At 65.5% G+C, this 22516-nt stretch carries 19 protein-coding genes and 1 pseudogene; 9 read left to right on the top strand and 11 right to left on the bottom strand.

Translation table 11 applies throughout. The annotated features are described in order from the left end of the window. Window positions 1–14: 14 nt before the first annotated feature. Window positions 15–1277 (bottom strand): hypothetical protein, encoded by a 1263-nt coding sequence (locus tag Mrose_RS18770; RefSeq protein ID WP_182482676.1) that lies wholly within the window; start codon window positions 1275–1277, stop codon window positions 15–17. Window positions 1278–1503: 226 nt separating this feature from the next. Here Mrose_RS18770 and Mrose_RS19620 point away from each other — a divergent pair, with 226 nt between their 5' ends. Both Mrose_RS19620 and Mrose_RS05035 read left to right on the top strand, forming a co-directional pair. Beyond that, complete coding sequence (locus Mrose_RS19620) at window positions 1504–4236, top strand: AfsR/SARP family transcriptional regulator (RefSeq protein ID WP_119276334.1); 2733 nt, start codon at window positions 1504–1506, stop codon at window positions 4234–4236. A 200-nt stretch (window positions 4237–4436) separates the two neighbouring features. Then, the gene (locus Mrose_RS05035) at window positions 4437–5165 is read left to right on the top strand and encodes a pseudouridine synthase (RefSeq protein WP_119276335.1); all 729 of its coding nucleotides are present in this window, start codon (window positions 4437–4439) and stop codon (window positions 5163–5165) included. 75 nt (window positions 5166–5240) lie between these two features. On the opposite strand, the gene Mrose_RS05045 is transcribed toward Mrose_RS05035, so the two are convergent. The 5 genes from Mrose_RS05045 to Mrose_RS05065 form a co-directional block, all read right to left on the bottom strand. Continuing rightward, a complete protein-coding gene (locus Mrose_RS05045; RefSeq protein ID WP_119276336.1) occupies window positions 5241–5675 on the bottom strand; it encodes a methyltransferase family protein in 435 nt (144 codons plus the stop codon). A gap of 5 nt (window positions 5676–5680) precedes the next feature. Beyond that, complete coding sequence (locus Mrose_RS05050) at window positions 5681–7519, bottom strand: MDR family MFS transporter (protein WP_119276337.1); 1839 nt, start codon at window positions 7517–7519, stop codon at window positions 5681–5683. Between the two features lie 138 nt (window positions 7520–7657). Next, complete coding sequence (locus Mrose_RS05055; protein WP_119276361.1) at window positions 7658–8047, bottom strand: SHOCT domain-containing protein; 390 nt, start codon at window positions 8045–8047, stop codon at window positions 7658–7660. Between the two features lie 199 nt (window positions 8048–8246). After that, window positions 8247–10820, bottom strand: a complete 2574-nt coding sequence (locus tag Mrose_RS05060) for an arsenate reductase (azurin) large subunit (RefSeq protein ID WP_119276338.1) — start codon at window positions 10818–10820, stop codon at window positions 8247–8249. A gap of 9 nt (window positions 10821–10829) precedes the next feature. Further along, entirely contained in the window at window positions 10830–11309 is a 480-nt protein-coding gene (locus tag Mrose_RS05065) for an arsenate reductase (azurin) small subunit (RefSeq protein WP_119276339.1), read from the bottom strand. 156 nt (window positions 11310–11465) lie between these two features. Here Mrose_RS05065 and Mrose_RS05070 point away from each other — a divergent pair, with 156 nt between their 5' ends. The 6 genes from Mrose_RS05070 (at window position 11466) to Mrose_RS05095 (ending at window position 16275) form a co-directional block, all read left to right on the top strand. Then, complete coding sequence (locus Mrose_RS05070; RefSeq protein WP_119276340.1) at window positions 11466–11807, top strand: ArsR/SmtB family transcription factor; 342 nt, start codon at window positions 11466–11468, stop codon at window positions 11805–11807. 87 nt (window positions 11808–11894) lie between these two features. Then, the gene (gene pstS / locus Mrose_RS05075) at window positions 11895–12977 is read left to right on the top strand and encodes a phosphate ABC transporter substrate-binding protein PstS (RefSeq protein WP_119276341.1); all 1083 of its coding nucleotides are present in this window, start codon (window positions 11895–11897) and stop codon (window positions 12975–12977) included. A 45-nt stretch (window positions 12978–13022) separates the two neighbouring features. Continuing rightward, on the top strand, window positions 13023–14021 hold the full coding sequence (pstC, locus tag Mrose_RS05080) for a phosphate ABC transporter permease subunit PstC (RefSeq protein WP_119276342.1): 999 nt from the start codon (window positions 13023–13025) through the stop codon (window positions 14019–14021). Then, window positions 14018–14851 (top strand): phosphate ABC transporter permease PstA, encoded by an 834-nt coding sequence (pstA, locus tag Mrose_RS05085; RefSeq protein WP_119276343.1) that lies wholly within the window; start codon window positions 14018–14020, stop codon window positions 14849–14851. The genes pstC and pstA overlap by 4 nt, the downstream gene beginning before the upstream one ends. A gap of 9 nt (window positions 14852–14860) precedes the next feature. Beyond that, entirely contained in the window at window positions 14861–15667 is an 807-nt protein-coding gene (gene pstB, locus Mrose_RS05090) for a phosphate ABC transporter ATP-binding protein PstB (RefSeq protein WP_182482677.1), read from the top strand. A gap of 86 nt (window positions 15668–15753) precedes the next feature. Further along, window positions 15754–16275 carry a DJ-1/PfpI family protein gene (locus Mrose_RS05095; protein WP_119276344.1) on the top strand — a complete coding sequence of 174 codons (522 nt, stop codon included), beginning with the start codon at window positions 15754–15756 and terminating at the stop codon, window positions 16273–16275. A 79-nt stretch (window positions 16276–16354) separates the two neighbouring features. Here Mrose_RS05095 and Mrose_RS05100 read toward each other — a convergent pair whose 3' ends face one another. The 4 genes from Mrose_RS05100 to Mrose_RS05115 all read right to left on the bottom strand — a co-directional run bounded on the left by Mrose_RS05100 (window position 16355) and on the right by Mrose_RS05115 (window position 20546). Beyond that, window positions 16355–16642: a GYD domain-containing protein gene (locus tag Mrose_RS05100; protein ID WP_119276345.1), complete on the bottom strand. Its 288-nt coding sequence runs from the start codon at window positions 16640–16642 to the stop codon at window positions 16355–16357. An 85-nt stretch (window positions 16643–16727) separates the two neighbouring features. Then, window positions 16728–17990 carry a (Fe-S)-binding protein gene (locus tag Mrose_RS05105; protein ID WP_119276346.1) on the bottom strand — a complete coding sequence of 421 codons (1263 nt, stop codon included), beginning with the start codon at window positions 17988–17990 and terminating at the stop codon, window positions 16728–16730. Between the two features lie 5 nt (window positions 17991–17995). Next, complete coding sequence (locus Mrose_RS05110; protein WP_119276347.1) at window positions 17996–19111, bottom strand: FAD-binding protein; 1116 nt, start codon at window positions 19109–19111, stop codon at window positions 17996–17998. Further along, entirely contained in the window at window positions 19104–20546 is a 1443-nt protein-coding gene (locus Mrose_RS05115; protein WP_119276348.1) for an FAD-linked oxidase C-terminal domain-containing protein, read from the bottom strand. The genes Mrose_RS05110 and Mrose_RS05115 overlap by 8 nt, the downstream gene beginning before the upstream one ends. Before the next feature lie 93 nt (window positions 20547–20639). On the opposite strand from Mrose_RS05115, the pseudogene Mrose_RS19770 reads away from it, so the two are divergent. Then, window positions 20640–20810, top strand: a pseudogene (locus Mrose_RS19770) (Uma2 family endonuclease); the annotation flags it as partial. 49 nt (window positions 20811–20859) lie between these two features. Here the strand turns inward: Mrose_RS19770 and aceB are convergent. Further along, a complete protein-coding gene (aceB, locus tag Mrose_RS05125; protein WP_119276349.1) occupies window positions 20860–22434 on the bottom strand; it encodes a malate synthase A in 1575 nt (524 codons plus the stop codon). Window positions 22435–22516 lie beyond the last annotated feature (82 nt).

Here is a 22516-nt window from a genome sequence, read left to right on the forward strand (position 1 = left end):
CCCACCACGGAGCCTTAGCGCAGCGTCACCAGCACCCGGATCAGGCCCGTTCCCTCCCTCAGGGGCTCGAGGGCCTTGCCGATGAGGATGCCGCCGGGATAGACCGCAACGCCGCTCACCAACACCGGCGAGGCTTTCATGGCGTGGCCGGGGGTGCTCGAGGTCGTGAGCATGTCGCCGACCTCGATGGGGCCGTTCTCGGCGCTGGCCTTAGTGGGGACGATGCCCACGATGGCTACCGGCACGTCGCTGGCGTCCACGCGGGTGACGCCGTCGCCTTTCTCCGCGCCCAGGATGCCCGGCCGGGTGGAGTACACCCCGGCCACGCGGGGGTCGTTGGGGCGGCTGGAGCGCTCGACCCGGCCTGGCGTCTGCGCGCTCAGTACCAGCACGTCTCCAGAGGTGAAGTCAGCCTTGTCGCCCAGGGCGGGCAGCGCTTCGGCGAAGTCCGAGCCGGCCACGAAGGTGCCGTCCTTGTTGATGTGGCACTTCCGCGCTTGCCCCTGGGCCTCGCACTCGAGGAAGTTCCCGCTCGAGTCCTTGTGCTTGATCAGCTTCAAGACCGCGTTGGCGTTGGCCGCGCTGTCGGTGCGGAAGAGCGCAGCTTCGCCAGCGGTGGTGAAGTTGTGGGCCTCCAGCCCGGCGAAGGTCGCAGGGACGCTGGTGACCCCCCGCAACACCTGGACGTTGCCCGTGCCCACCGAAAAGACCAGGTCGCGGTTGTTGACTGTGTCCAATATGGTTTGTGTGCCCCCAACTGGCTTGACGTCGAGAAAGGCGCTCAGGCCGGACAGGAGCCGCAGGGCCAGGCTCCCCTCGCTCACCGCGACGGTGGCCTTGGCGCCGGGGCTGGCCGTGCCAATGCCCACGTTGCCCCCCGTGTCCACCCGCAGCCGTTCCACGTCGTTCGTCCTGAGCACCAGGGGCTGGTTATCGGTGGTGCCCAGGAAATTGCTGGTGGGGTTGGTCCCTGCGTTGCCCGTGAGCTTCCAGCCCGCGTCCCCGCCGCCGCTCACCGCCTCGCAGGTCACGCTGCCATCGGCGTTGATGACCCGGATCGCCGAGCCCGCCGCGCAGGTGCCGTTCACGCGGTTTTGCTTGCCGCTCTCCAGCGTGTCCACCGCGGTCTTCAGCGCGCTGAAGTTAGCGTTGACCTCGCTGGCCTTGATGGGCGTTCCCGGAACGAAGGTGTGGGGCAGGCTCACCGCCACCACGTAAAGCCCCGAGGCGGCCAGGGCCGCTCCCAGCACGAAGTGCTTCAGGTTTCCACCGCGCATTACTCCTCCCTCACTCCTATTGCCAGCTGGCGCCATCCCAGTTCGACTGATCCCAAACGCCGCCCTGCCCGCCCGGCTGGGAACTGTTACAGGCCCCTAAGAGGCTCAGCAGCAGGGTGAGCCCAAAACCGACTACCGCCTTCGCGAGTCTTCGCATGGCTATTCCCCCGTCTCCTACCCTGCCACCCTGCCCTCAACAAGCGCTCAACACGGCTAGACTGGAGGTATGTCGTCCAGTGGGCAGGGTTGGGCCTGGGCCATCCCCAGGCCGCGCCTGATCCAGGCCATTGACCGGGCTCAGGGCCCGCTGGTGCTGTTGCGGGCAGCCGCCGGCTACGGCAAGACGGTACTGGCCGCGCAGTGGGCGGCGCAGCGTTCCGGTGTGCGCTGGCTCGAGCCAGGGGACGTTCTACCCGGCGGGTCGGGGGATGTGGTGTTCGAGAACTACCGGCTTGGCGACGCCGAGCTCGACCGGGCCCTCGTAGCCTTGCTCGAGGGTCTCGAGCCCGGAGCCCACCTGCTCCTGCTCGCGCGGGCTGAGCCCAGCCTGCCCATCACCCGCTGGCTGGCGGAGGGTCGGGCCACCCTCCTGGAGGCCGAGGACCTGGCTTTCAACCCGGACGAAGCGGCAGCCCTCCTGGGCCGCCATGCCGGGGAGCACCTGGAGCGGGCCATGCAGCGCAGCGAAGGCTGGCCCCTGGCGCTGCGGCTGATGGCGCAGGCCCTCGAGCGGGGTGGGGAAGCGGAGCAGGTGACGGGCCGGCTGCCTCCCCTCTCGGGCTACCTCGAGGCCGAGGTCTGGCCGGCGCTCACGCCCGCCCAGCGCCGCTTCGTGCTGCAGACGGCGGTGCTGGAGGAACTCTTCCCCCAGGAGTGCGACGATCTGCTGGGCCGCAGCGGCTCAGCCCGCAGGCTGCAGACGCTACAGGCCGCCGGGGTGCCGCTGCAGCCACCCGGCAAGGTGGGCCAGGGCTACCGCTACCCGGCGCTCTTCCGCGACTTCCTGCTCTCCAAGCTCGACGAGACCCCCAGGGAGCGCCGGGAACTCGAGGGTCGCGCGGCCCAGGTGCTGCTGCGGGCCTTCCGGCCTTTCCGGGCCGCGCCGCACGCCCTGGAGGCCCAGGACTGGGAGCTGGCCCTCACCTGCTTGTCCCAGGCCGCCGACAGGGTTTACCGCGAGGGTCAGGCCGCCACGCTGGAAACTTACCTCCAGCGCTTCCCCGAGGCTTACCGCGAGCGCCCGGAGTTCCTTCGCATCGAGGCCTATATCGCCTGGGGCTCCGGCAACTATGCCATCGCCCTCTCCAAGGCCACTCGTGCTGCCCAGGCTGGCGATCCTGACCTGCGGGCCCTGGCCCTGGTGGTGGTGGCGGGGGTGCACCAGGCCCAGGGCCGCTGGAGCGAGGAGGCAGCCACCCTCGAGGCCGCCCTCGCCGCCCGGCCCCGGCAGACCCTTACTTTGGGCATCGTGCGCCACCTGCTGGGCGCGGCCTACCTGCGGCTGGGACGGCTGGAGGAGGCCGAGGCCACGCTGAACCAGGCCCTGGAGGGCTTCAAGCCGCACCAGCCCGGCTACGCCAGCGTGCTGGGGCAGTTGGCCCTGCTCCACCTGGCCCGGGGCCGCCCCCGTGCTGCCGCCGAGCGGCTGGAGCAGGCTGCCTTGATGCAGCGGCGGCTGGGCAACCTGCGGGGAGAGGCGGTGGTGCTGTACAACCTGGCCCTGGCCCTGAACCAGGCCGGGATGCACCGCCGGGCCCAGGGGGCCCTCGCCCAGGCCCGCCGGCTGGCCGAGCGCGTGGGCCTGACCCACCTCCTGGCCCTCATCGCCCGGGAGAGCGCCGATACCCTCCGCGACGTCGGCGAGGGGTCGGTGGAGCACTACCGCCAGGCCCTGGCCGCGCTGGAGGCCCTCCAGGCTTCCGCCGGCCTGCTCCACGCCTATCACGGCCTCGCCGTGCTGCACCGCCGCCGGGGGGAAATGGCCGCTGCCCGGCGGGCCGCCGAACAGGCCCTCCGCTTCGCCGCCTCGGGCGACCCGGCCTTCGTGGGGCTGGTGCGGGTTCACCGGGCGATGCTGGAAGGCGATGCCCAGGCTCTGGACTCGGCGCTGGCCGAGGTTCTGAAGGGGCCCAACCTCTACTACCAGGCCCAGGCCCTGCTCTACGCGGCCTCCAGGAGCCACGACCCCACGCTGAGGCAGAAGGCTTTGGACCTCATCGAGGACCACGGCTTCGACCACCTGTTGCGGGAGGAGGAAGGCCTGCTTGCAGCCTGGCCGAGGGCCGGGAACCCCTCCCTCAGCGCCTCGACGCTGGCGGCGGGGCTGGAGTTGCGCATGCTGGGGGCCCTCGAGCTGAAAGGGCCAGGGGGTCAGCCGTCCGGTCTCAGGCCGCTGGCCCTGAGGCTTCTGGCCTATCTGGCCCTGCGCCGGGGGGCTACCGTGAGCCCCGAGCAGATCGCCCAGGCCCTGTGGCCGGACTCGAGCGAGGACATGCGCCCGACGCTGCAAACCCTCGTCTGGCAGCTTCGCCGGGCCCTGGGCTCAGGCATCGTCCTTACCTACGGCGGGGGCTACTGCTTCGATCCGCCTTATCCGCTCTGGACCGATGTGGAGGCCTTCAGCGAGAAGCTGCGCCAGGGCCGCCTGGCCGAAGCGGTGGCCCTGTACCGGGGTGAGCTTCTGCCCGGAGTGGACTGGGCCCAGCTCGAGCGCCAGCACCTGGAGAACCGTTACTTGCAGGCCCTGGAAGATCTGGCCGAGCAGGAGGCCGGGCAAGGAAACCTCGAGGCCGCCATCGCCCTCTTAGAGCGGGTGATTGAGCGCGATCCCCTGGCCGAGGAAGCCTACCAGCGGCTCATCCGCTGGCACCAGCAGGCGGGCCACCCGGACGCGGCCCGGCGGCTGCGGCAGGAGTTTAGCAGGGTGCTCGAGGCCGAGTTCGAGCCGGGGAGCCGCTAAGCGGTGCATCGGGTGCCAAGGTAAAGACCTACACCCTGGGCAATTCCCGGTAAACCGAGCATCCACCCGCTTTGCCGTGGAAGTGCCAACGGATGCCCAAGCGGCTGTGTCCCTGGCCTGCAAAAGCTTGACGCATACTGCATAAGCCGGTAACATGAATTTATCGAACCCGGAGGCGTCCGGGCCTTTTCTTTTTGGGCATGGCGAAGGAGCGGCTGGATAAAGTGCTGGCCCACCTGGGGCTGGGCAGTCGGAAGGAGATTCACCGGCTGGCTCGAGCCGGATTGGTTTATATCGACGGGCAGCTAGTCCGTGACGCGGCGTTTAAGTTCGACCCCACCCTCTGCCGCATCGAGGTGAACGGCGAGGAGGTGGTCTACCGGGCCTTCTTCCACCTCATGCTGCACAAGCCCGCCGGGTACATCACCTCCACCGGCGACCGCGACGGCCAGCCCGTCACCGCACTGCTGCCCGAGGAGTGGCAGCGCGACGACTGGATGCCGGTGGGCCGATTGGACAAGGACACCGAGGGGTTGCTGCTCTTGACCACCGACGGCGAACTGCTGCACCGCCTGACCCACCCTCGCTGGAAGGTGAAAAAGCGCTATTACGCCGAACTCGCCTCTCCCGCCACTCCCGCCGACGTGGAAGCCTTCGCCCTGGGCTTCGAACTCGACGGCGAGCCCCTACAGCCCGCCGAGCTCAGCCTTCATGCCGATCCCCGCAAGGTCGAGCTGGTGATCCGCGAGGGCAAGTACCACCAGGTCAAGCGCATGTTCGCCGCGCGGGGCAACCACGTCACCTACCTCAGGCGCATCGCCTTCGGGCCGCTCGCCCTCCCCTCCGACCTGGCCATAGGGGAATCCAGGCCGCTCGAGGCCGACGAGGAGCGCAGCCTCTACGAGGCCGTGGGTCTGCCCTCGAGGTAAAGCCCTCGCGCCGCAGGTAGTCCTCCAGGATCTCGGCCAGGCGGGCTTCGTCTTCGACGATCAGGATGGTGGCGTTCACAGCCATCGCCGCACCTTCCGGCGGTATTCGGCATAAGGGGTGCCCAGGGTTCGCTCCACCTTGGCCTCTTCCTGGGGGATGTAGCCATAGTTCATCGCCAGCCAGAAGGCCACAGGCGCGGCCAGCATGGGCACCGAGCCCATCCACACGGCCACGCCCAGCAAGAAGAGCAGCATCCCCAGGTAGATGGGGTTGCGGCTGTAGCGGTAGGGTCCACTGGTCACCAACTGCCTGGGCAGGGTGGTGGGCTCGATGGGGGTGTCGTGCTTGCGGAACTCGGCCACGGCCCAGCCGGCGAGGCCAACCGCCACGGTGATCAGGACCGCGGCCAGCCCCGCAAGCGGGGTGAAGCGCCCCGGTAGGACGAGGTGCAGCCCCAGCCCCAGCAGGAAAGCCAGGGCCAGGATCTGAATGGGGACCAGGCGGGTCATGGGCTTCAGTCCGCCACGGCGGCAGCGGGCGCGTTGGTCCGGCGCAGGGGCAACTCGGGGATGAAGAGGGTCACCGTCAGCCCCAGCAGCACGATCAGGATGCCGATCTGGTAGACCTGCCGAATAGCGGTGGTGAGAGCCTGCTTGAGCGCGATCTCGACCCTATCCACGGTGGCGAAGGCGCTCTGCTGCGCTTCATCGAGGCCCGTGGTGGCCTGGCTCAGAGCACCCTTCCTGACTGATTCCTCCACGCTGCTCGCCAGCATCCGCCGCAGGCTGTCGGGGGTGCTGGGGTCGGCCAGGAGCTTTTGCACGGCCTGGGGGTCGTTCGTCTCGAGGGCGGCTTTCAGGGTATTTCTCTGCTCCTCGAAGCGCTGGGCGATCTGAGCCTTGATCTTCCGGGCATCGAAGGAGAGCTGGGCCCCGGCCTCGCTGCTTGCCGAACTGCCGGAAAACCGCAACTGCGCGCGCAGGGCCGGGGGGAGGTCGGCGGTGGCGGCCTGGAGGCGCGGGGCGAGCTGGGTGCTGAAGGTGTTGGCGAAGATGCTGCCCAGGATGGCGACACCGATGGTCGAGCCCATGGAGCGGAAGAACAGCGCTGAGCTGCTGGCTACGCCGGTCATGTGCGGGGGGACCGCGTTCTGGATGGCCAGGGTGTAGAGCGGGATGGCCGGGCCGAGCCCTAGCCCCATCAGGATCATCTTGAGGGTGACCTCGGCCTGGGTAGACTCGGGCGTGAGGGTGAAGCCCATGATCACGAAAGCCGTGGCCAGGATGAAGATCCCGGCGAGCATCAGGGGCTTGTAACGTCCGATGCGCGAGACCAACTGGCCCGAGATGACGTTGCCGAAGACGATCCCTAAGGTGAGGGGGGTGATGGTGAGACCGGAGTTGGTGGCCGACAGCCCCACCACGATCACCATGAACAAGGGCAAAAACACGATGGCCGCCAGGAAGCCCGCCCCCAGTACGAAGGCGGCAGCGTTCCCCACGGCGAAGGTGCGGTTGGCGAAGAGCGAGAGCGGGAGGATAGGCTCCTTAACCCGCCGCTCGGTCAGCAGGAAGGCCACCAGCCCTACCAGCGCCAGCGCGAACATACCCAAAATCTGCCAGGAGCCCCACAGATAGCCGGTTTCACCAGGATTGACCTGGGTTTTGCCCAGCGACAGTGCCAGTAACAGGGGCACGGTGAACACCAGCAGCCACATGGCTCCTAGGTAATCGATCACTGGCCTGTGCTGGGAGAGCCACAGCAGCGGCATGCGGGCGAAGATGAAGGCCAGGGCCACCGCTCCGATGGGCAGGTTGACGAAAAAGACCCAGTGCCAGCCGACGTTGTCGGTGAGGAAGCCGCCTACCAGCGGCCCGACCACGCTGCTGAGCCCAAACACCGCGCCAAAAAGCCCGGTGTAGCGCCCGCGCACCGCGGGGGGAAAGATGTCGGCAATGATAGCGAAGGCCGTGGTGAACAGCCCCGCCGAGCCAAGGCCCTGCAGCGCGCGGAAGAGGATGAGCTGAAGGGCGCTCTGCGAGAGCCCGCACAAGAGCGAGCCCAGCAGGAAGATGCCGATGGCCGTGATCAGCACGGGTTTGCGACCGTAGAGGTCGGAGAGCTTGCCGTAGATGGGCACGAAGACCGTCGAAGTCACCAGGTAGGCCGTGGTGATCCAGACGTATAGCGAGGGTTCGATGCGCAGGTCGCGCTGGATGGCGGGGCCCGCGGTGGCCACGATGGTCTGGTCGAGGGCCGCCAGCAGCAGGCCCAGGAGTGTGCCCAGCAATGTAAACAAGCGTTCTTGCGGGGTGAGTTGGGGGATTTTGAACTGCGGTGGCTGTGCCGCCATACATCCTCCTGAAAAAAACAAAGCAGTTTTACTGCACTGAAGCCTCGGCAAATGTACAGCGTCTTACCCGTCGGATCCGGGGTGCGGTGCCTTCTCGTGTTTTACCGCCCCAAGGTGAAGCGAAGCCCCTGGTGCTGCCTAGTTCTGCAGGCCCTTTTTGATGACTTCGAACTCCTCGAGCGTGATCTCTCCCCTGGCGAAGCGCAGGCGGGCCACTTCCAGCGCGCTGTCGCGGTGCCAGAAGGTCTTCCAATCGTCAGGAGCCTGCTCCTGCTCGAGCCCGGCCTTGATTCGCTCGTACTCTTCCCGGCTGATCTCGCCTTTGGCAAAGCGCTCACGGGCGGCCTTGAGGGCCTCGTCGCCCGCAAGAGGTCCACGCATGTGCCTCCAGTCTCCGCGCCAGCTTGGACGGCCCCACACGAAGAAGTGGAAGGCCCAGAACAAGAAGATGAAGAACAGCAGCAGGCCCAGGAAGTTCAGGAATGCCAGCCCGAAGCCCCAGCCTCCATATCCCATCATCGCTTCCATTGCATTCTCCTTTGGCGCCCAGGGGAGCCTGAGCGTTGGCCAAAGGGTAGGGCGAGGACTGTGAAGGGTGGGGGCAGGCTGTGTGAATGGCGTGTGAATGCGACTGCCTGCTCGAGCCGATGGAGCCTCGAGTCGGCCCACAGCCAGATAACCCCCACTCCTGCCAGGGAGTGGGGGTAGCTATGGGCTTGAAGTGGGTCTAATCGAACTTGTTCTGGGCTAACAGGCTGGTGTTGCTGGTCACGTCGGGGAGCCCCCCGGAGAGCTTGCGGATGGCGACTCGAGTGCCCTTGTACCAGGGGATGGTGGTCTTGGGGTCGGTGTAGCCCGAGACCATGCTGTTGGACGTTCCCCGCGTGTGGTATTGCAGGGCGAAGATCAGACCGGGCTTCACCGCATCGGTCACGTAGACCATGAAGGTGCCGTTGCCCTCCTCGTTCCAGACTTCCACGATGTCCCCGCTCTTGATGCTCAGGCGCTGGGCGTCCTGCGGATGCAACTCGATATATGGCAGGGGTAGGGTCAGCATCTTCTCAGGCAGGAAGCGGTCGTTGTACATGGTCTGCCAAATGACCTGTGCGCGTCCGGTGGTCATCCAGAAGGGGTACTTCTGGGCCATGTCGCCCTCGAGGTACTTCTGCACTTCGGGGGGATAGCCTTCCCAGTCGTCGGTGCCGTACCAGCTAAACTTGCCGTCCTTGGTGCCGAACTTGGTGCTGTAGCGACGCAGGGTTCCTACCGGCTTGCCGTTTTCCATGCGGACCGGGGTGCGGATACCCTGCTGCCCTACTTGCTTGAGGAAAGCATAGGTCACGCCCTTGTAGCACTCGGCGGGCAGGGTGGCCTCTTCGGAGGCGGGAATGTTGTTGTCGGGGAACTCGCTGGCCCCGGCCAGGAACACGTCCTCGTCCTTGTTCCAGCCCTTGCCGAACTCGAACTTGCGGGCTTCGGCCTCGTTGCCGTCCTTGCGGTACAGATCGGCCATCCGCAGCCCCACCAGCTTGCAGATTTCCCAGTCCTGCTTGGCCTCGCCGGGGGGGTCCATGAACTTCTCGTACAGGCGCAGCAGGCGGCTGTTGCAGTTGATAGAGGTCTGGTTGGCCTCACCCCAGGCGCTCGCCGGGAGCAGCAGGTGGGCGTCGAGGGCGGTGTGGATCATGTAAAGGTCCTGCACCACCATAAACAGCCCGCCCGTGGCCTCGAGCCCCTCGAGCACCTTGGTCACGTATCCCTCCGTCGTGCCGGGCTCCCCCGACTGGCCAAGGTAGTCGGTCAGGGCCTTGGTGCGCTCGTGGATGCGCTTACGGAAGAGCTGGTTGTTGGGGGTGGAGAGGTAGGGGTTGGTGCCGATCACCCAGTACAGCTTGCCGCCTCCGTCGGTGAGGTACTTATCCACGTTGACTGGCGGCCCGCCGTTGTAGATGGAGCCTGGAGTGGGGGAGGGCGGGCGCACGTAGCCCTCCTGATGTCCCCCCTGCCGCCCGCAGCCCGTGCCGGGCCTGCCGATGTTCTGGCTGAGCACTGCCATCTGCACCAGGGCTGCGATCTGGTCGTAGTTTTTCATGTTCCAGATCATGCCCTTCTCGTAGATGGTGAGGGTGCGGCGCCTAAAGCCCCCAGTTTTGGGCTTGGCGATCCAATCGGCGGCTTTCTCGATGTCGGCTCTGGGAACCCCGGTGATGCGCGAAGCCTGGGCCATGAACTCGGCATAGGGCGTGCCCAGCTTGAGCGACTTGGCCTTGTACTCCTCGAACTTGGCCATGTCGGTGCGGTTTTGCAGGTACTGCATGTTGTAGTAGCCGCGCTCCCAGATCACCCGGGCGATGGCGTTGGCCAGGATGTAGTCGGTGCCCAGGTTGGGTCTGAGGTGCAGGGTGCGGCCTGGCGCGGCGGTCTGGGCGATGGTGAGCGAGCTGGTGCGGCGCGGGTCCACCACGATCATATAGGCAGCCTCGACCGGCTCGTTGCGCTCGAGGCTTTGCTGCTTCTCGGGGATGGTGGCCCCCCGCAGGTTGGGCAGCATGTGCTCGGTGTAGAACACGCTGCCCGTTTCGTAGGTATTGGCTCCCCATAGCACGATGGTATCGGCCAGCCGGGCGTCGCTGGCGTCGTAGTTCAGCTCGTGCACCCCGCGCTCGCGGCTGCCCCAGACCTCGGAGTTGTAAGCTGGGCGATTGTGGATGGCGATGTGCTTGACGCTGAAGCCCTTGAAGAACAGTGAACCCACCCCGTAGTTGTTTTCGAACCCCGCTCCCGAGGCGCCGTGGTCGAAGGCCTTGACCGCGATGTTGTCGTCGTTGCCGTCCTTGTCACGGATGCCTTTGGCTACTCCACACAGGATGTTGAGGGCTTCCTGCCAGGTGATGACCTGGAACTGGTCTCCCACCCGCAGCATGGGGTACTTCAGACGCTCGCGGGTGGCGCGGCCCTCCGAGAAGGTGGCGATGGCATTGGTCGCTCCCCGCGAGGAGTGATCCCCGTTGAGGTTGATGGGGGAGTCCTTGGCAGGCACGATCACCACGTGATACTGCACCCCGTCCTTGTTGGTGACGATGGAGTGCATGGTTTCGGAGTAGGTTTGCCCGGCGATGGGGGGCTGGGCGCTGAGGTTGACGCCAAAGGCATTCTGGCTGGCCTCGAGGCCCCCCTGCGTGCCCACCGGCCAGGTGTACACCTTGTACCCACAGCCCACGTTGCAGTACTGGCACACCGTATTGCGGACGGTGGCGTTCCTGGGCGGAATGGGCAGCTGATCCCTGCGTTCGTAGGACATTCGAACCCCCTAGATATTGCGGGCCCGGCCCCAGATAAGGCCGACCACGCCCTGGGCCAGAAGGTCGCCATTCTGCGCGACGCGCAGCCGGATTTGTGGCAGCGGCGTACTGGCCAGTCCCTGGTAGCACTGCCCGGCCTTGGCCGGGTCAAACATGGAGTAGTGGCACGGACAAACGAAGCGCCCGCCCTTGAACTGCACCCCGCAGCCCATGTGAGTACAGGCGGCGGAAAAGGCCACGATATCCCGACCCCGGCCCACCCCGCCGATGGCGCGTTGTCCCAGCTTGACCAACACCCCCTGAGCCGAGCCATCGGGGTAGTTGAAGTAGACCGCCTGCCCATCCCGCAGGTTGTTGATGTTGCCAACCTTCAGTGCCGGATAGGCCAGGCTGGGGGCATAGCCGTACTGGGCCTTTCCCCCGCTGGCAACCGCAACCACACCGGCAAGCACCTTAAAAACACTTCTACGGCTTAGCGTTGCCGCCATGCATTCCTCCTTCTGTTATGGGCAAGACGTTTTATATATATCAAACTGAATCAGCAAATGTCAATGTTAGAACCGTTATGCACGGCTTTGCCACACGAAAAAACATGAACTGACTGACTGCGCGGCTCGAGCCAAACTCTGTTACACTGAGCCTGCATGAACGAAAAGCTCGCCGTGGCCCGTCTCAAAGCCCTGGCCGACCCCGCGCGGCTCAAGCTGGTGCGCATCCTGGCGGACTTACCCGATGAACATACCCTCCGTGATGAGCGCTGTGGCACGGCCTATGGGGTTTGCTTTTGTCACCTTGAAGATCGCCTGGGGCTCTCGGCGCCAACCGTCAGCCATCACCTCAAGGTCCTGCGTGAGGCGGGCCTGATCGAAGCCATACGGGCGGGACGCTGGACCTATTACCGGCTCAATCCAGCCGGCCTCAATGGCCTCTTGCAGGAACTGGCCGAACTTCAGCCCAAGCCGATCCGGCTCGAGCTTGCACAATAAGCCCGGCAACGCCTTTGGCTGCTATGACTCGCTTATGACAATCCCCTGACACACGCCAAGCAGGCTAGAGGCCGTGGAGGATCTGGTATGAAAAAGCTCTTAGCCACTGCTGTCGCTACTGCTGCCCTTTCGGGGTTGGCCTCGGCTCAAACCGTCAACCTGACCGGGGCCGGAGCGACCTTCCCCTTCCCCATCCTGGCCAAGTACTTCGACGAGTACGCCAAGCTGACCGACGGCAAGGTGCGGGTAAACTACCAGTCCATCGGCTCCGGGGGCGGCCAGCGCCAGTTCATCGAGCAGACCGTGCACTTCGGGGCTTCCGACAACCCCTTCAACGACCAGCAGATGGCGGATATTCGCAAGAACACGGGCTCTGCCGCCCTCAACATTCCCTTCGTTTTAGGCGCGGTGGTGCCCACGTACAACCTTCCCGGCCTGACCAAGCCCCTGAACTTCAGCGGTGAAGTGTTGGCTGACATCTTCTTGGGCAACATCAAGACCTGGAACGACCCGGCCATTGCCAAGCTCAACCCAGATGTCAAGCTGCCCCCCCTCCCCATCACCGTGACTCACCGCTCCGACGGCTCCGGCACCACCTTCGTCTGGACCGACTACCTGAGCAAGGTTTCGCCGGAGTGGGCCCAGAAGGTGGGCCGGGGGAACAGCGTGGACTGGAAGGCCCCCAACAAGGTGGGAGCGCGGGGTAACGAGGGGGTGGCTGGTGTGGTGCGCCAGACCCCTGGGGCCATCGGTTACAACGAGGTGACCTACGCTGTCCAGAACAAGATCGCCTACGGTGCGGTGCAGAACAAGGCGGGCCGCTTCGTGCTGGCCGATCTGCCCTCCATCGCTGCCGCGGCCAACGTGCCCCTGCCCGGTGATGCCCGTATCTCCCTGACTAACACCGCCGCGCCCGATGGCTACCCCGTTGCCAGCTTCTCCTATCTACTGGTCTACGAAAAGCTCGACGCTAACAAAGCCTTCAAATCCGAAGCCGAAGCCAGGGCCTTCGTGGAACTGCTGAAGTGGATGGTGACCGATGGGCAGAAGTTTAACGAGCCCCTCACCTACGGACGCTTGCCCAGCGTGGCCCAGCAGCGGGCTCTGGCCCTCATCGCCCGCATCACCTACCAGGGCAAGCCCTTGGGCAAGGACATCGTAGGCCGCTAGGTTCACTGCTGGGGGAGGGACCACCTCCCCCTGTAAGCTTTTACTATGCAGGCTCCGCTCGCCCGACTCAAAAGACCCTCAGCCCTCTACCGGATGCTGGGGGACCGTGTTTTTGTTGTTGTAGTGACGTTGCTGGCCTTGGGGATAGTGGCGCTGTCCCTGGGACTGGGCTACTACCTCTATTTGGGGGGAGCCCAGGCCATCGAGCGCTTTGGCTTTTGGGGCTTTCTCACCGGAACCACCTGGGATCCCGCGCTCAAGGAGGAGTTTGGGGCCTGGCCATATCTTGTTGGCACCTTGCTCACTAGTTTCTGCGCCCTTTTCCTCTCCCTCTTCCCCGCGATCGCCGCTGCAATCTATGCGGCGGAATACGCTCCGAAGTGGCTCGTGGGCATCATTAATTACCTGGTAGATCTTATGGCTGCCGTGCCCAGCGTGGTCTATGGCATCTGGGGGATCTTCGTCCTTGCCCCGTTCCTCCGAGAGAACTTGTTTCTTCCTGCGTATCTATGGACGGCGGAGCATGCCCCTGGCATTCTGCCGTATCTGGGGAACCCCTCCGGTTATGGCTTCTTCACCGCAGTGGTGATTCTCGCCAGCATGATCATTCCCTACACCACGGCCCTAGCTCGAGACGCCATCAGCCTGGTGCCCCAAGCTCAGCGTGAGGCTGCCTATGCCCTAGGGGCGACACGCTGGGAGGTGATGCGCCTGGCCATGCTGCCTTATGCTCGAGGAGGGATTTTAGCAGGCGTCATCCTGGCACTCGGACGGGCTCTGGGAGAGACCATGGCCGTGGCTATGGTGATTGGCAACACCAACATCATGCTCAAGCTTTTGGGCATCCCGCTGCTCTATCCGCTCTTCGGGCCTGCTACTACCATGCCCTCGGTGATTGCCCTGGAATTCAAGGAAGCAGTCACCGACATTCACCTTTCCAGCCTTATCGCACTGGGTTTCTACCTCTTTCTGGTGGCCTTCGTGGTTAACTTGCTGGCCAGCTACTTGATCAACGTCTTCAAGGTAGGGGGGCAACGGGCATGAGAAGCTTGCAGGCTCGCTATAACCGCGACCGGGTCATGGTGGCTTTGTTGCTGCTGGGCACAGCTCTGGCCGCTTTACCGCTGCTTTTGCTGCTCGGCTATGCCCTGATCGAGGGTTTCACTTCGCTCAACTGGGACTTCTTCACCAAAACTCAGAAGCCTCCAGGCGAGCTTGGCGGTGGCATGGCCCAGGCCATCGTGGGAACGATCATCCTCAACGGGGTGGGCCTGCTACTGGCCATCCCCTTTGGCTTGGCGGCGGGGATTCTGCTCTCCGAGTACCCAGAGCACCCGCTCAACCCCCCCTTGCGGGTGCTCTCCGACACCCTCAACGGAATGCCCGCGATTCTCAAGGGTCTTCTCGCCTACGTGCTCATCGTCAAGCCGATGGGGGGGTTCTCGGGATTATCGGGTGCGGTGGCCCTGGCCTTTATCATGCTGCCGATTCTGGCCAAGTCTACGGAGAGCGTGTTACGGCTGGTGCCCTGGACCATTCGTGAAGCTGGGCTTGGGTTGGGCCTGCCCCGCTGGCGGGTGATTCTTTCGCTGGTATTTCCGGCAGCCCGCGCAGGGGTGGTGACGGGCATGCTCCTGGCCCTTTCCCGTGCTGCAGGAGAGGCCGCACCACTTCTTTTCACGGCCTTCGGTAACGTCTATATGCAATTGAATTTGCTCCAGCCCATGGATTCCCTGCCGGTGCGGCTATATACCTATGCAGTAAGCCCCTACGATGATTGGCACCGCCAGGCCTGGGCTGCGGGCTTGGTGCTTTTGGCGCTGATCGTTCTGACGAGCCTGCTGGCTCGCTGGGCCACTCGCGGGCGTCAATAGGAGAAACGGATGATTCGCCCTGAAGTAAAAACCACCTCCGGTAACGTACACGAAGAACTGCCTCTGCGCATGGAAACTCGAGGCCTGTCCGTGTTTTACGGAAAAAAGGCAGGGGTCAGAGAGGTGAGCCTGCCCATTTACAACAATCGAGTGACGGCGCTCATCGGTCCGTCGGGTTGTGGAAAGACCACCTTTTTGCGGGCCCTGAACCGGATGCATGACCTCACTCCCATTGCCAGGGTGACCGGTGAGGCCTTGCTGGACGGCCAGAACATCTATGAGCGCGGGGTGGACCCCGTAGAGATACGCCGCCGGGTTGGCATGGTTTTCCAGAAGCCCAACCCCTTTCCGACCCTTTCCGTTTATGACAACGTGGTCTCCGGGCTGAAGCTGGTGGGCATTCGTCACAAAGGCTTGCTGGACGAAGCGGTGGAACGCTCCTTGACGCAGGCCGCCTTGTGGGATGAGGTAAAAGACCGTCTTCGGGCTCCGAGTATGAGCCTTTCGGGTGGTCAGCAACAGCGCCTGTGCATCGCCAGGGCTCTGGCCGTGCAGCCGGAGGTGCTGTTGATGGACGAGCCCACCAGCGCCCTTGACCCCATCTCTACCCAATCCATCGAAGACTTGATGAGCGAGCTGAAGAAGCACGTGACCATCGTAATTGTCACCCACAACATGCAGCAGGCGGCGCGGGTTTCCGATTTCACCGGCTACTTCCTGACGGGCGAGCTGGTGGAGTTCGGCCCGACCAACCAGATCTTCACCAACCCCAAAGACCCCCGCACCGAGGCGTATATCACGGGGCGGTTCGGGTAGTGGGTCAGCACCACAAGCTTTCCCTCAGCCCTCGACTCTCGACCCTCGATGCCTTCTGGTTATCGACGTCTTAGTAAGATGACCCCGTGCAACTCGGTGTGTTGTTGAGCCCTGGTTTTCTCGAGGCCGAAGCCGCTTTAGCCCTGGAGGTTGCCCGCTTGTTGAAGTGGGAAGCTTTTACCCTCGCGCGGGGGAGGACGGCGCTCGAGGGGGCCGGAGGCTCGGTCTGGACGCCGCGCTACGTGTTGGGGGCCCGCACCGCGCTGGACGTGCTGGTCGTTCCCGGAGGCCCGCAGATGAGCAAATTGGGCCGCGACCCGGATCACCAGGACTGGTTCGCGCAGATCTGGGAGGGCTTGCGGGCGGTGTTCGCCGGCGCCAACGCTGCACTGATGCTGCTCGAGCTAGGCCGCTTGCAGCACTCCCAACCCCTGGCCGCCCACCCCGTCGCCCTCGAGGCCCTGCGCGAGCAGGGTTTCCGGCCCGAGGCCAAGCCGGTGCTGTGGCAGGGCAAGGTCTGCACCACGCGGGGCTACTTGGAATTGCCCAGAGCCATGCTCGAGTGGGCAGGTTTCTCCGGCGAGGCCAGGGCGCATATTGGGCTGTGAGGTGAAAAGGAGCCCCTACGGAAGTCGCCGGTAGCTAGCCGATAGCCACTTGCGTTCAGCGTCTTGCGTACGCCCCCCTTCAGAGCAGAGCCAGGAACTCATCCCACGGCGTAGCCGGCAGGGTCTCGGTGGTGGAGTGACCGTAGGCGTGGATGATCATGGCCGCCTTGGAGACCTGCTTGGGATCGTCGGATTCCACCAGGTCCACCACGTCGAAGCGGCCCATGGTGGCGTAGCTGGCCTTCCAGCGCACGCCGGGGCACTCCGACTTGATCCGGGCCGAGACTTCCTCGGCCAGCTTCTTGAAGTCCTTGGGATCGCGGAAGGCTTCGGGAGAGAAGCGGCTGAGAATCACGTAGGTCGCCATGGCTACCTCCTTGGGGGAATAGCGTCCTCGAGGTGAATGCTCGAAATCGGTGTGTACCTAAGTTTATCAGACCCCAAAGCGTGGCCTACAGCTTGCCCTGATAAGCCAGGTCGAGGATTTCCAGGGTGTGGTACATCGGCACTTCCCGTCTCAGCTTGCGCAGGTGGCTCTGGATCTGGGTGAAGCAGCCGATGTTGCCCGTGGCGATGGCCTGGGCTCCGGTGGCGAGGATGTTGCGGGCCTTGCGCTCGCCCAAGGTGGCCGCGATGGCAGGCTGCTCGAGGTTGTAGGTTCCGGCGCTGCCACAGCACAGCTCGCCCTCGGGGATCTCGACGAGCTCGAGGCCGCCGATCGAGCGCAGCAGCTTGCGCGGCTCGGAGCGCACCCCCTGGGCGTGGGCCAGGTGGCAGGCGTCGTGGTAGGCCACCTTGAGCGGCTGCTTGAGGGCGGGGGGCTCGACCAGCCCCAGGTTGACCAGAAAGGCCGAGACGTCTTGCACGCGCTTGCTAAAGGCCTCGGCGGCTTCGTGCTCGGGCTCGCCCACGAAGAGCAGTCCGTACTCCCTGAGCCCCGAACCGCACCCGGCGGCGTTGGAGAGGATGGCGTCGACGTCGTTGGGGAAGGCCTTCAGGTTCTGTCGGGCCAGGGCCAGGGCTCTGCCGCGCTCGCCGGTGTGCATGGCGGCGGCTCCGCAGCAAGCCTGACCACTGGGAATCACCACCTCCACGCCGTTTTCGGCCAGCACCCGCAGGGTGGCCCAGTTGAAGTTGGGTTTGAGCACCTGCTGGGCGCAGCCGGCCAGCAGCGCCACGCGGGCGCGGCGGGGGCCTTTGGCCGGGAAGAACTCGGGCAGGGGAGGCGCGGGCTCGAGGCGCTCGGGGAGGAGCTCGAGGGGGGCTTGCAGAGCCTGGGGCAGCAGGGGCTTGAAAACCTTGCCGATCCTGCCGAGCTGCGCCCCGGCGCGGAAGCGCTTGGGGTAGGGCAGAAGCTCCATGATGCCCAGGCGGAAGGCCCGCGCGAAGGGCGAGCGGTGGCGGCGCGGTTCGGCCCAGCCCCGGAAGGTGCTGATGAGCTCGCCGTAGGGCACCCCGGAGGGGCAGGCCGTGACGCAGCCCAGGCAACCCAGGCATTTGTCGATGTAGGGGGCGGCTTCCTCGAGCTGTAGGTTACCCTCGAGCACCTCCTTCATCAGGAAGATGCGCCCGCGGGGGCTGTCCATCTCCTCGCCCAGCACAGCGTAGGTGGGGCAGGCGGGCAGGCAGAAGCCGCAGTGGACGCAGGCCTCGACGGCGTGGGCCATCACCTCGCCCTGCGGGCCGATGGATTGGGTGTCGATCTTGTGCTGCATAGCTTTCAGGGGTTGGGGGAGAAGCGGTTGTGGGGGTCGAGGGCCGCGGTGACTCGGCGCGCGAAACTGTGCTCCCAGTCTACCCCGATCAGGGGTGACTTCAGCGTTTCGCTCACCGCGGGCTCGGCGTCGCCCCGCAGCACCAGGCCACGGAGCCCCTGGCTCTTGAGCAGGTTGTCCAGCTTTTCGATGGAGTCGGGCCAGTTGAGGTACAGCAGGTTCCCCGCGCTAATGTAGCGGCGCATTCCCGCAGGAAGCTCGCGCTCGAGCCCGGCAATCCTGCTCGGTTGGATGGGCACCTTGACCAAGTAGCCGTGCCCCCACTCGAGCCGACCCACGAAGCGCCAGTAGTCCCTCTCTTTTTCGCCCTCCAGCAAGAGGGTGTGGGTGTCGGGGGGGTGGCCCAGGAAGGCCCGCAGGCGCTCGAGCCGGGAGGGCAGGGCTTCGGGCTGCCCGCCGAGGCGCAGCGTTAAGGTCGCGGGGTTGGTCTCGAGGTCGAGGGCGTAGAACTCCAGCGGCGAGGAAGCGAGCTTGTACATGGCCTCGAGGGCTTCCTCGAGGCGGTCGAAGGTCACCTTGAGCGTGGCGGTGGCCTTGGGGAAGGGGAAGACCTTGAAAGCCAGCTCAACCAACACCCCCAGCCGCCCCAGGCTGCCCACCATCAGCTTGGGCAGGTCGAAGCCCGCCGCGTTCTTGACCACCTTGCCGCCCCCGCGTACCACCTCGCCCTCCCCGTCCACGAAGCGCACGCCCAGGATGAAGTCGCGCACCCCGCCGTAGCGCTGGCGCATGGGGCCAGAGAGCCCAGCGGCCACGGTCCCGCCCAGGGTGGCCCCTAGCTCGGCCAAGGGCGGGTCGAAGGGCAAGTACTGGCCGTGCCGGGCCAGAAGCGCTTCGACCTCGGCCAGAGGGGTCCCGGCCAGGGCCACCAGCACGTACTCAGCGGGGTCGTACTCGAGCACCCCGCTCAACCCGGTCATGTCCAGCACGGCCTGGCCCTCCCTCGGCGTGGAAAGGGCGGCCTTGGTGCCCCCGCCCCTCGGCAGCGACTTGGGGTGGGCGCGGACGGCCTCCTGAACCTCGGCGACTTCACTAGGGCGGATGAGGAGACCCTCATTCACGCCAGATCACCCCGGCCTTCTCCAGCGGGTGTGGCCCGTGAGGGGTGAGGGCCGGGGCCTCGCTGTGGGGGAACATCTTGCCCCGGTTGGCGAGTTCGTCAGGGTCTACGGCCCGTCGGATGCGTCGCATGAGGGCTAGGTCGGCCTGGCTGAACATGGCGGGCATGTAGGCCTTTTTCTCCATGCCCACCCCGTGCTCGCCGGTGATGGAACCACCCAGGCTCACGCACAGCTTGAGGATTTCCCCAGCCAGCGCCTCGGCCTGCTCGAGCTGCCCCTTCACCTTGCCGTCATAAAGGATGAGGGGGTGGAGGTTGCCGTCGCCGGCGTGGAAGACGTTGGCGACGCGCAGGCCGTACTGCTGGGAGAGGCGCTCGATCTCGAGCAGGGCCTGCCCCAGCTTCGAGCGCGGCACCACCCCGTCCTGCACCAGGTAGTCGGGGCTCAGGCGGCCCACCGCTGAGAAGGCGGCCTTGCGGCCCTTCCAGATCTTCGCGCGCTCGTCGGCGTCGCGGGCGACGCGCACCTCGTAAGCCCCGGAGGCGGCGATGACGTCCCCCAGGTGCCTCGCCTCGGCCTCGACCTCGGGGGCCTCGCCCTCTAGCTCCACGATCAACAGGGCCCGCGCGTCCATCGGATAGCCTGCCTTCACCGCGGCCTCGGCGGCCTCGATGGCCAGGTGATCCATGATCTCCATCGCGCCGGGCAGCAAGCCGCTGGCGACCACGGCGGCTACGGCATTTCCGGCTTTTTCGAGGCTGTCGTAGGCGGCCAGGACGGTGTGGTACTTCTCGGGCTTAGGCAGCAGGCGCAGGGTGACCTCCACCGCGATGCCCATCAGCCCCTCCGAGCCCACGAACAGCCCGAGCCAGTCGGGGCCCACGCCCTCGAGGCTCTGCGAGCCCAGCTCCACAATTTCGCCGGTGGGCAGCACCACCTTCGCGCCCAGCACGTGGTTGGAGGTCATGCCGTACTTCAGGCAGTGCGCCCCGCCGGAGTTGAAGGCCAGGTTGCCGCCGATGGTGCTCACGGGCTGGCTCGAGGGGTCGGGGGCATAGTAGAGCCCATAGGGCGCTGCCGCGTTGGAGACCTCGAGGTTGATGAAGCCGGGCTGCACCACCGCTACGCGCTCTGCGGGGTCGAGCCTGAGCAGCTTGTTCATACGGTTGAGCCCGATCACCAGGCCGCCCTCGACGGGCAGCGACCCGCCCGAAAGGCTGGTGCCGGACCCCCTGGCCACGTAGGGGACCTTGTGCCGTGCGCACCAGCCGATGGTCTGCACCACCTCGTCCGTGGTCTCGGGCAGCACCACCGCCAGGGGCCGAGCGCGAAAGGCGGTGAGGGCATCGGACTCGTAGGGCACGAGCTGACCGGGCTGTACCAGCAGCCGCTCGGGCGGGTAGATGCGCCCCAACTCGCTCAAAGCAGGATTCATGGAGTCCTCCCGAATGCAAGACGCGCGTGGTCTTCTGCTTAGCTTATCGCTTATGGCTGATAGTCGATAGCCATCAACTACTACCCCGACGTGATGGTGTTGTGCGATCCGACTGAGAGCCAGGGCCACATCTTCCAGCGACCGTGTTTCATCGCCGAAGTGACCTCGCCCACTACCAAGGCCACCGACCGACGCGAAAAGCTTCAGGCTTACCGCGGCATCGAAAGACTGCCCACCTACCTCATCGTAGACCTCGAGGCCCGCTGTGTAGATGCTTTCCAGCGAAGCTCCGAGGGATGGCAGGCCCAGCGCTTCAGGGCAGGCGCTCGTAAGCGGGCAGGGTCAGGAACTCGCGGAACTCGGGCTGCAGCACCAGCTCGTCGAGCAACTGGGCGGCGGCCTCGAGGTTCTTCATCCCCTCGAGCTTGGCCATCTCCTCCCGCTTGAGCTGCTCGTAAAGCTCGCGGGTGAAGGGACGGCCGTCCTCGAGCCTGGCCCCCTTCCTGAGCCACTGCCACAGCTGGGCGCGGGAGATCTCGGCGGTGGCGGCGTCTTCCATCAGGTTGAAGATGGCCACCGCGCCGCTGCCGCCGAGCCAGGCGGCCATGTACTGCAACTCCACGCTGATGTTGTTGCGCACCCCCGCCTCGGTGACGGTGCCGCCGGGCACGTGGAAGTCGATGAGCTGCTCGGGCTGGATTTTGCCGTCGACGTCCTCGCGCAGGCGGTCTTTTTGGTTGGGCTTTGTCCCCAGCACCTTGTCGAAGACGCTCATGGCCACGGGCACCAAGTCGGGGTGAGCCACCCAGGTGCCGTCGAAGCCGTCACCCGACTCGCGTTCCTTGTCCTTGGTCACGGCGGCAATGGCCCGTTCGTTGACTTCGGGGTCCTTACGGCTGGGGATAAAGGCGGCCATGCCCCCGATGGCGTGGGCGCCCCGCTTGTGGCAGGTGCGCACCAGCAGCTCGGTGTAGGCGCGCATGAAGGGCACGGTCATGGTGATCTGGGCGCGGTCGGGGAAAATAACGTCTTCGGTGGCGAATTTCTTGATGCAGCTGAAGATATAGTCCCAGCGCCCCGCATTGAGCCCGGCAGCGTGGTCGCGCAACTCGTAGAGGATTTCCTCCATCTCGAAGGCCGCCAGGATGGTCTCGATGAGGACGGTGGCGCGGATGGTGCCGCGCGGGATGCCCAGGTAGTCCTGCGCGAAGTTGAACACGTCGTTCCAGAGGCGGGCCTCGAGGTGGTTCTCCAGCTTGGGCAGGTAGAAGTAGGGGCCCGAGCCGCGTTTGAGCAATTCGTGGGCGTTGTGGAAGAAGTAGAGCCCGAAGTCGAAGAGCGAGCCCGAAACCGGCTCGCCATCCACCAGGACGTGGCGCTCGGTGAGGTGCCAGCCCCTGGGCCGCACCAGCAGGGTCGCGGTTTTCTCGGCCAGCCGGTACTCCTTGCCCTCCGGCGAGGTAAAGCTGATGCTGCGGCGCACCGCGTCCATGAGGTTTTGCTGCCCCTGGACGATGTTCTCCCAGGTAGGGGAGAGGGCGTCCTCGCAGTCGGCCATGAAGACCTTGGCCCCGGAGTTGAGCGCGTTGATCATCATCTTGCGCTCGACGGGGCCGGTGATCTCCACCCGGCGGTCGTCGAGGTCGGGGGGAGCAGGGGCCACGCGCCAGTCGCCCTCGCGGATGAAGCGGGTGTGCTCGAGGAAGCCCGGTTTCTCGCCCGCCGCGATCCGCCGGGCGACTTCGGCCCGGCGCTGCAACAGTCCCTTGCGCACCGCGCCGAACTCGCGCTGCAACCCGGCCACGAAGGCCAGGGCCTCGGGCGTGAGAACGCTATCCGAAGCCGGGAGCTTGGGGCCGGTGATCTCGATGCCTTTGGGTGGGGTCATGGCTTTTCCTCCGGGGTGTGTGGCGTTTTGTGTCTTTAGTGGTCGGCCATCGTCTATCGAGCATCGACGGCTTCTATGCCCA

It is taken from the genome of Calidithermus roseus (genome assembly GCF_003574095.1).
Taxonomy (GTDB): Bacteria; Deinococcota; Deinococci; order Deinococcales; family Thermaceae; genus Calidithermus; species Calidithermus roseus.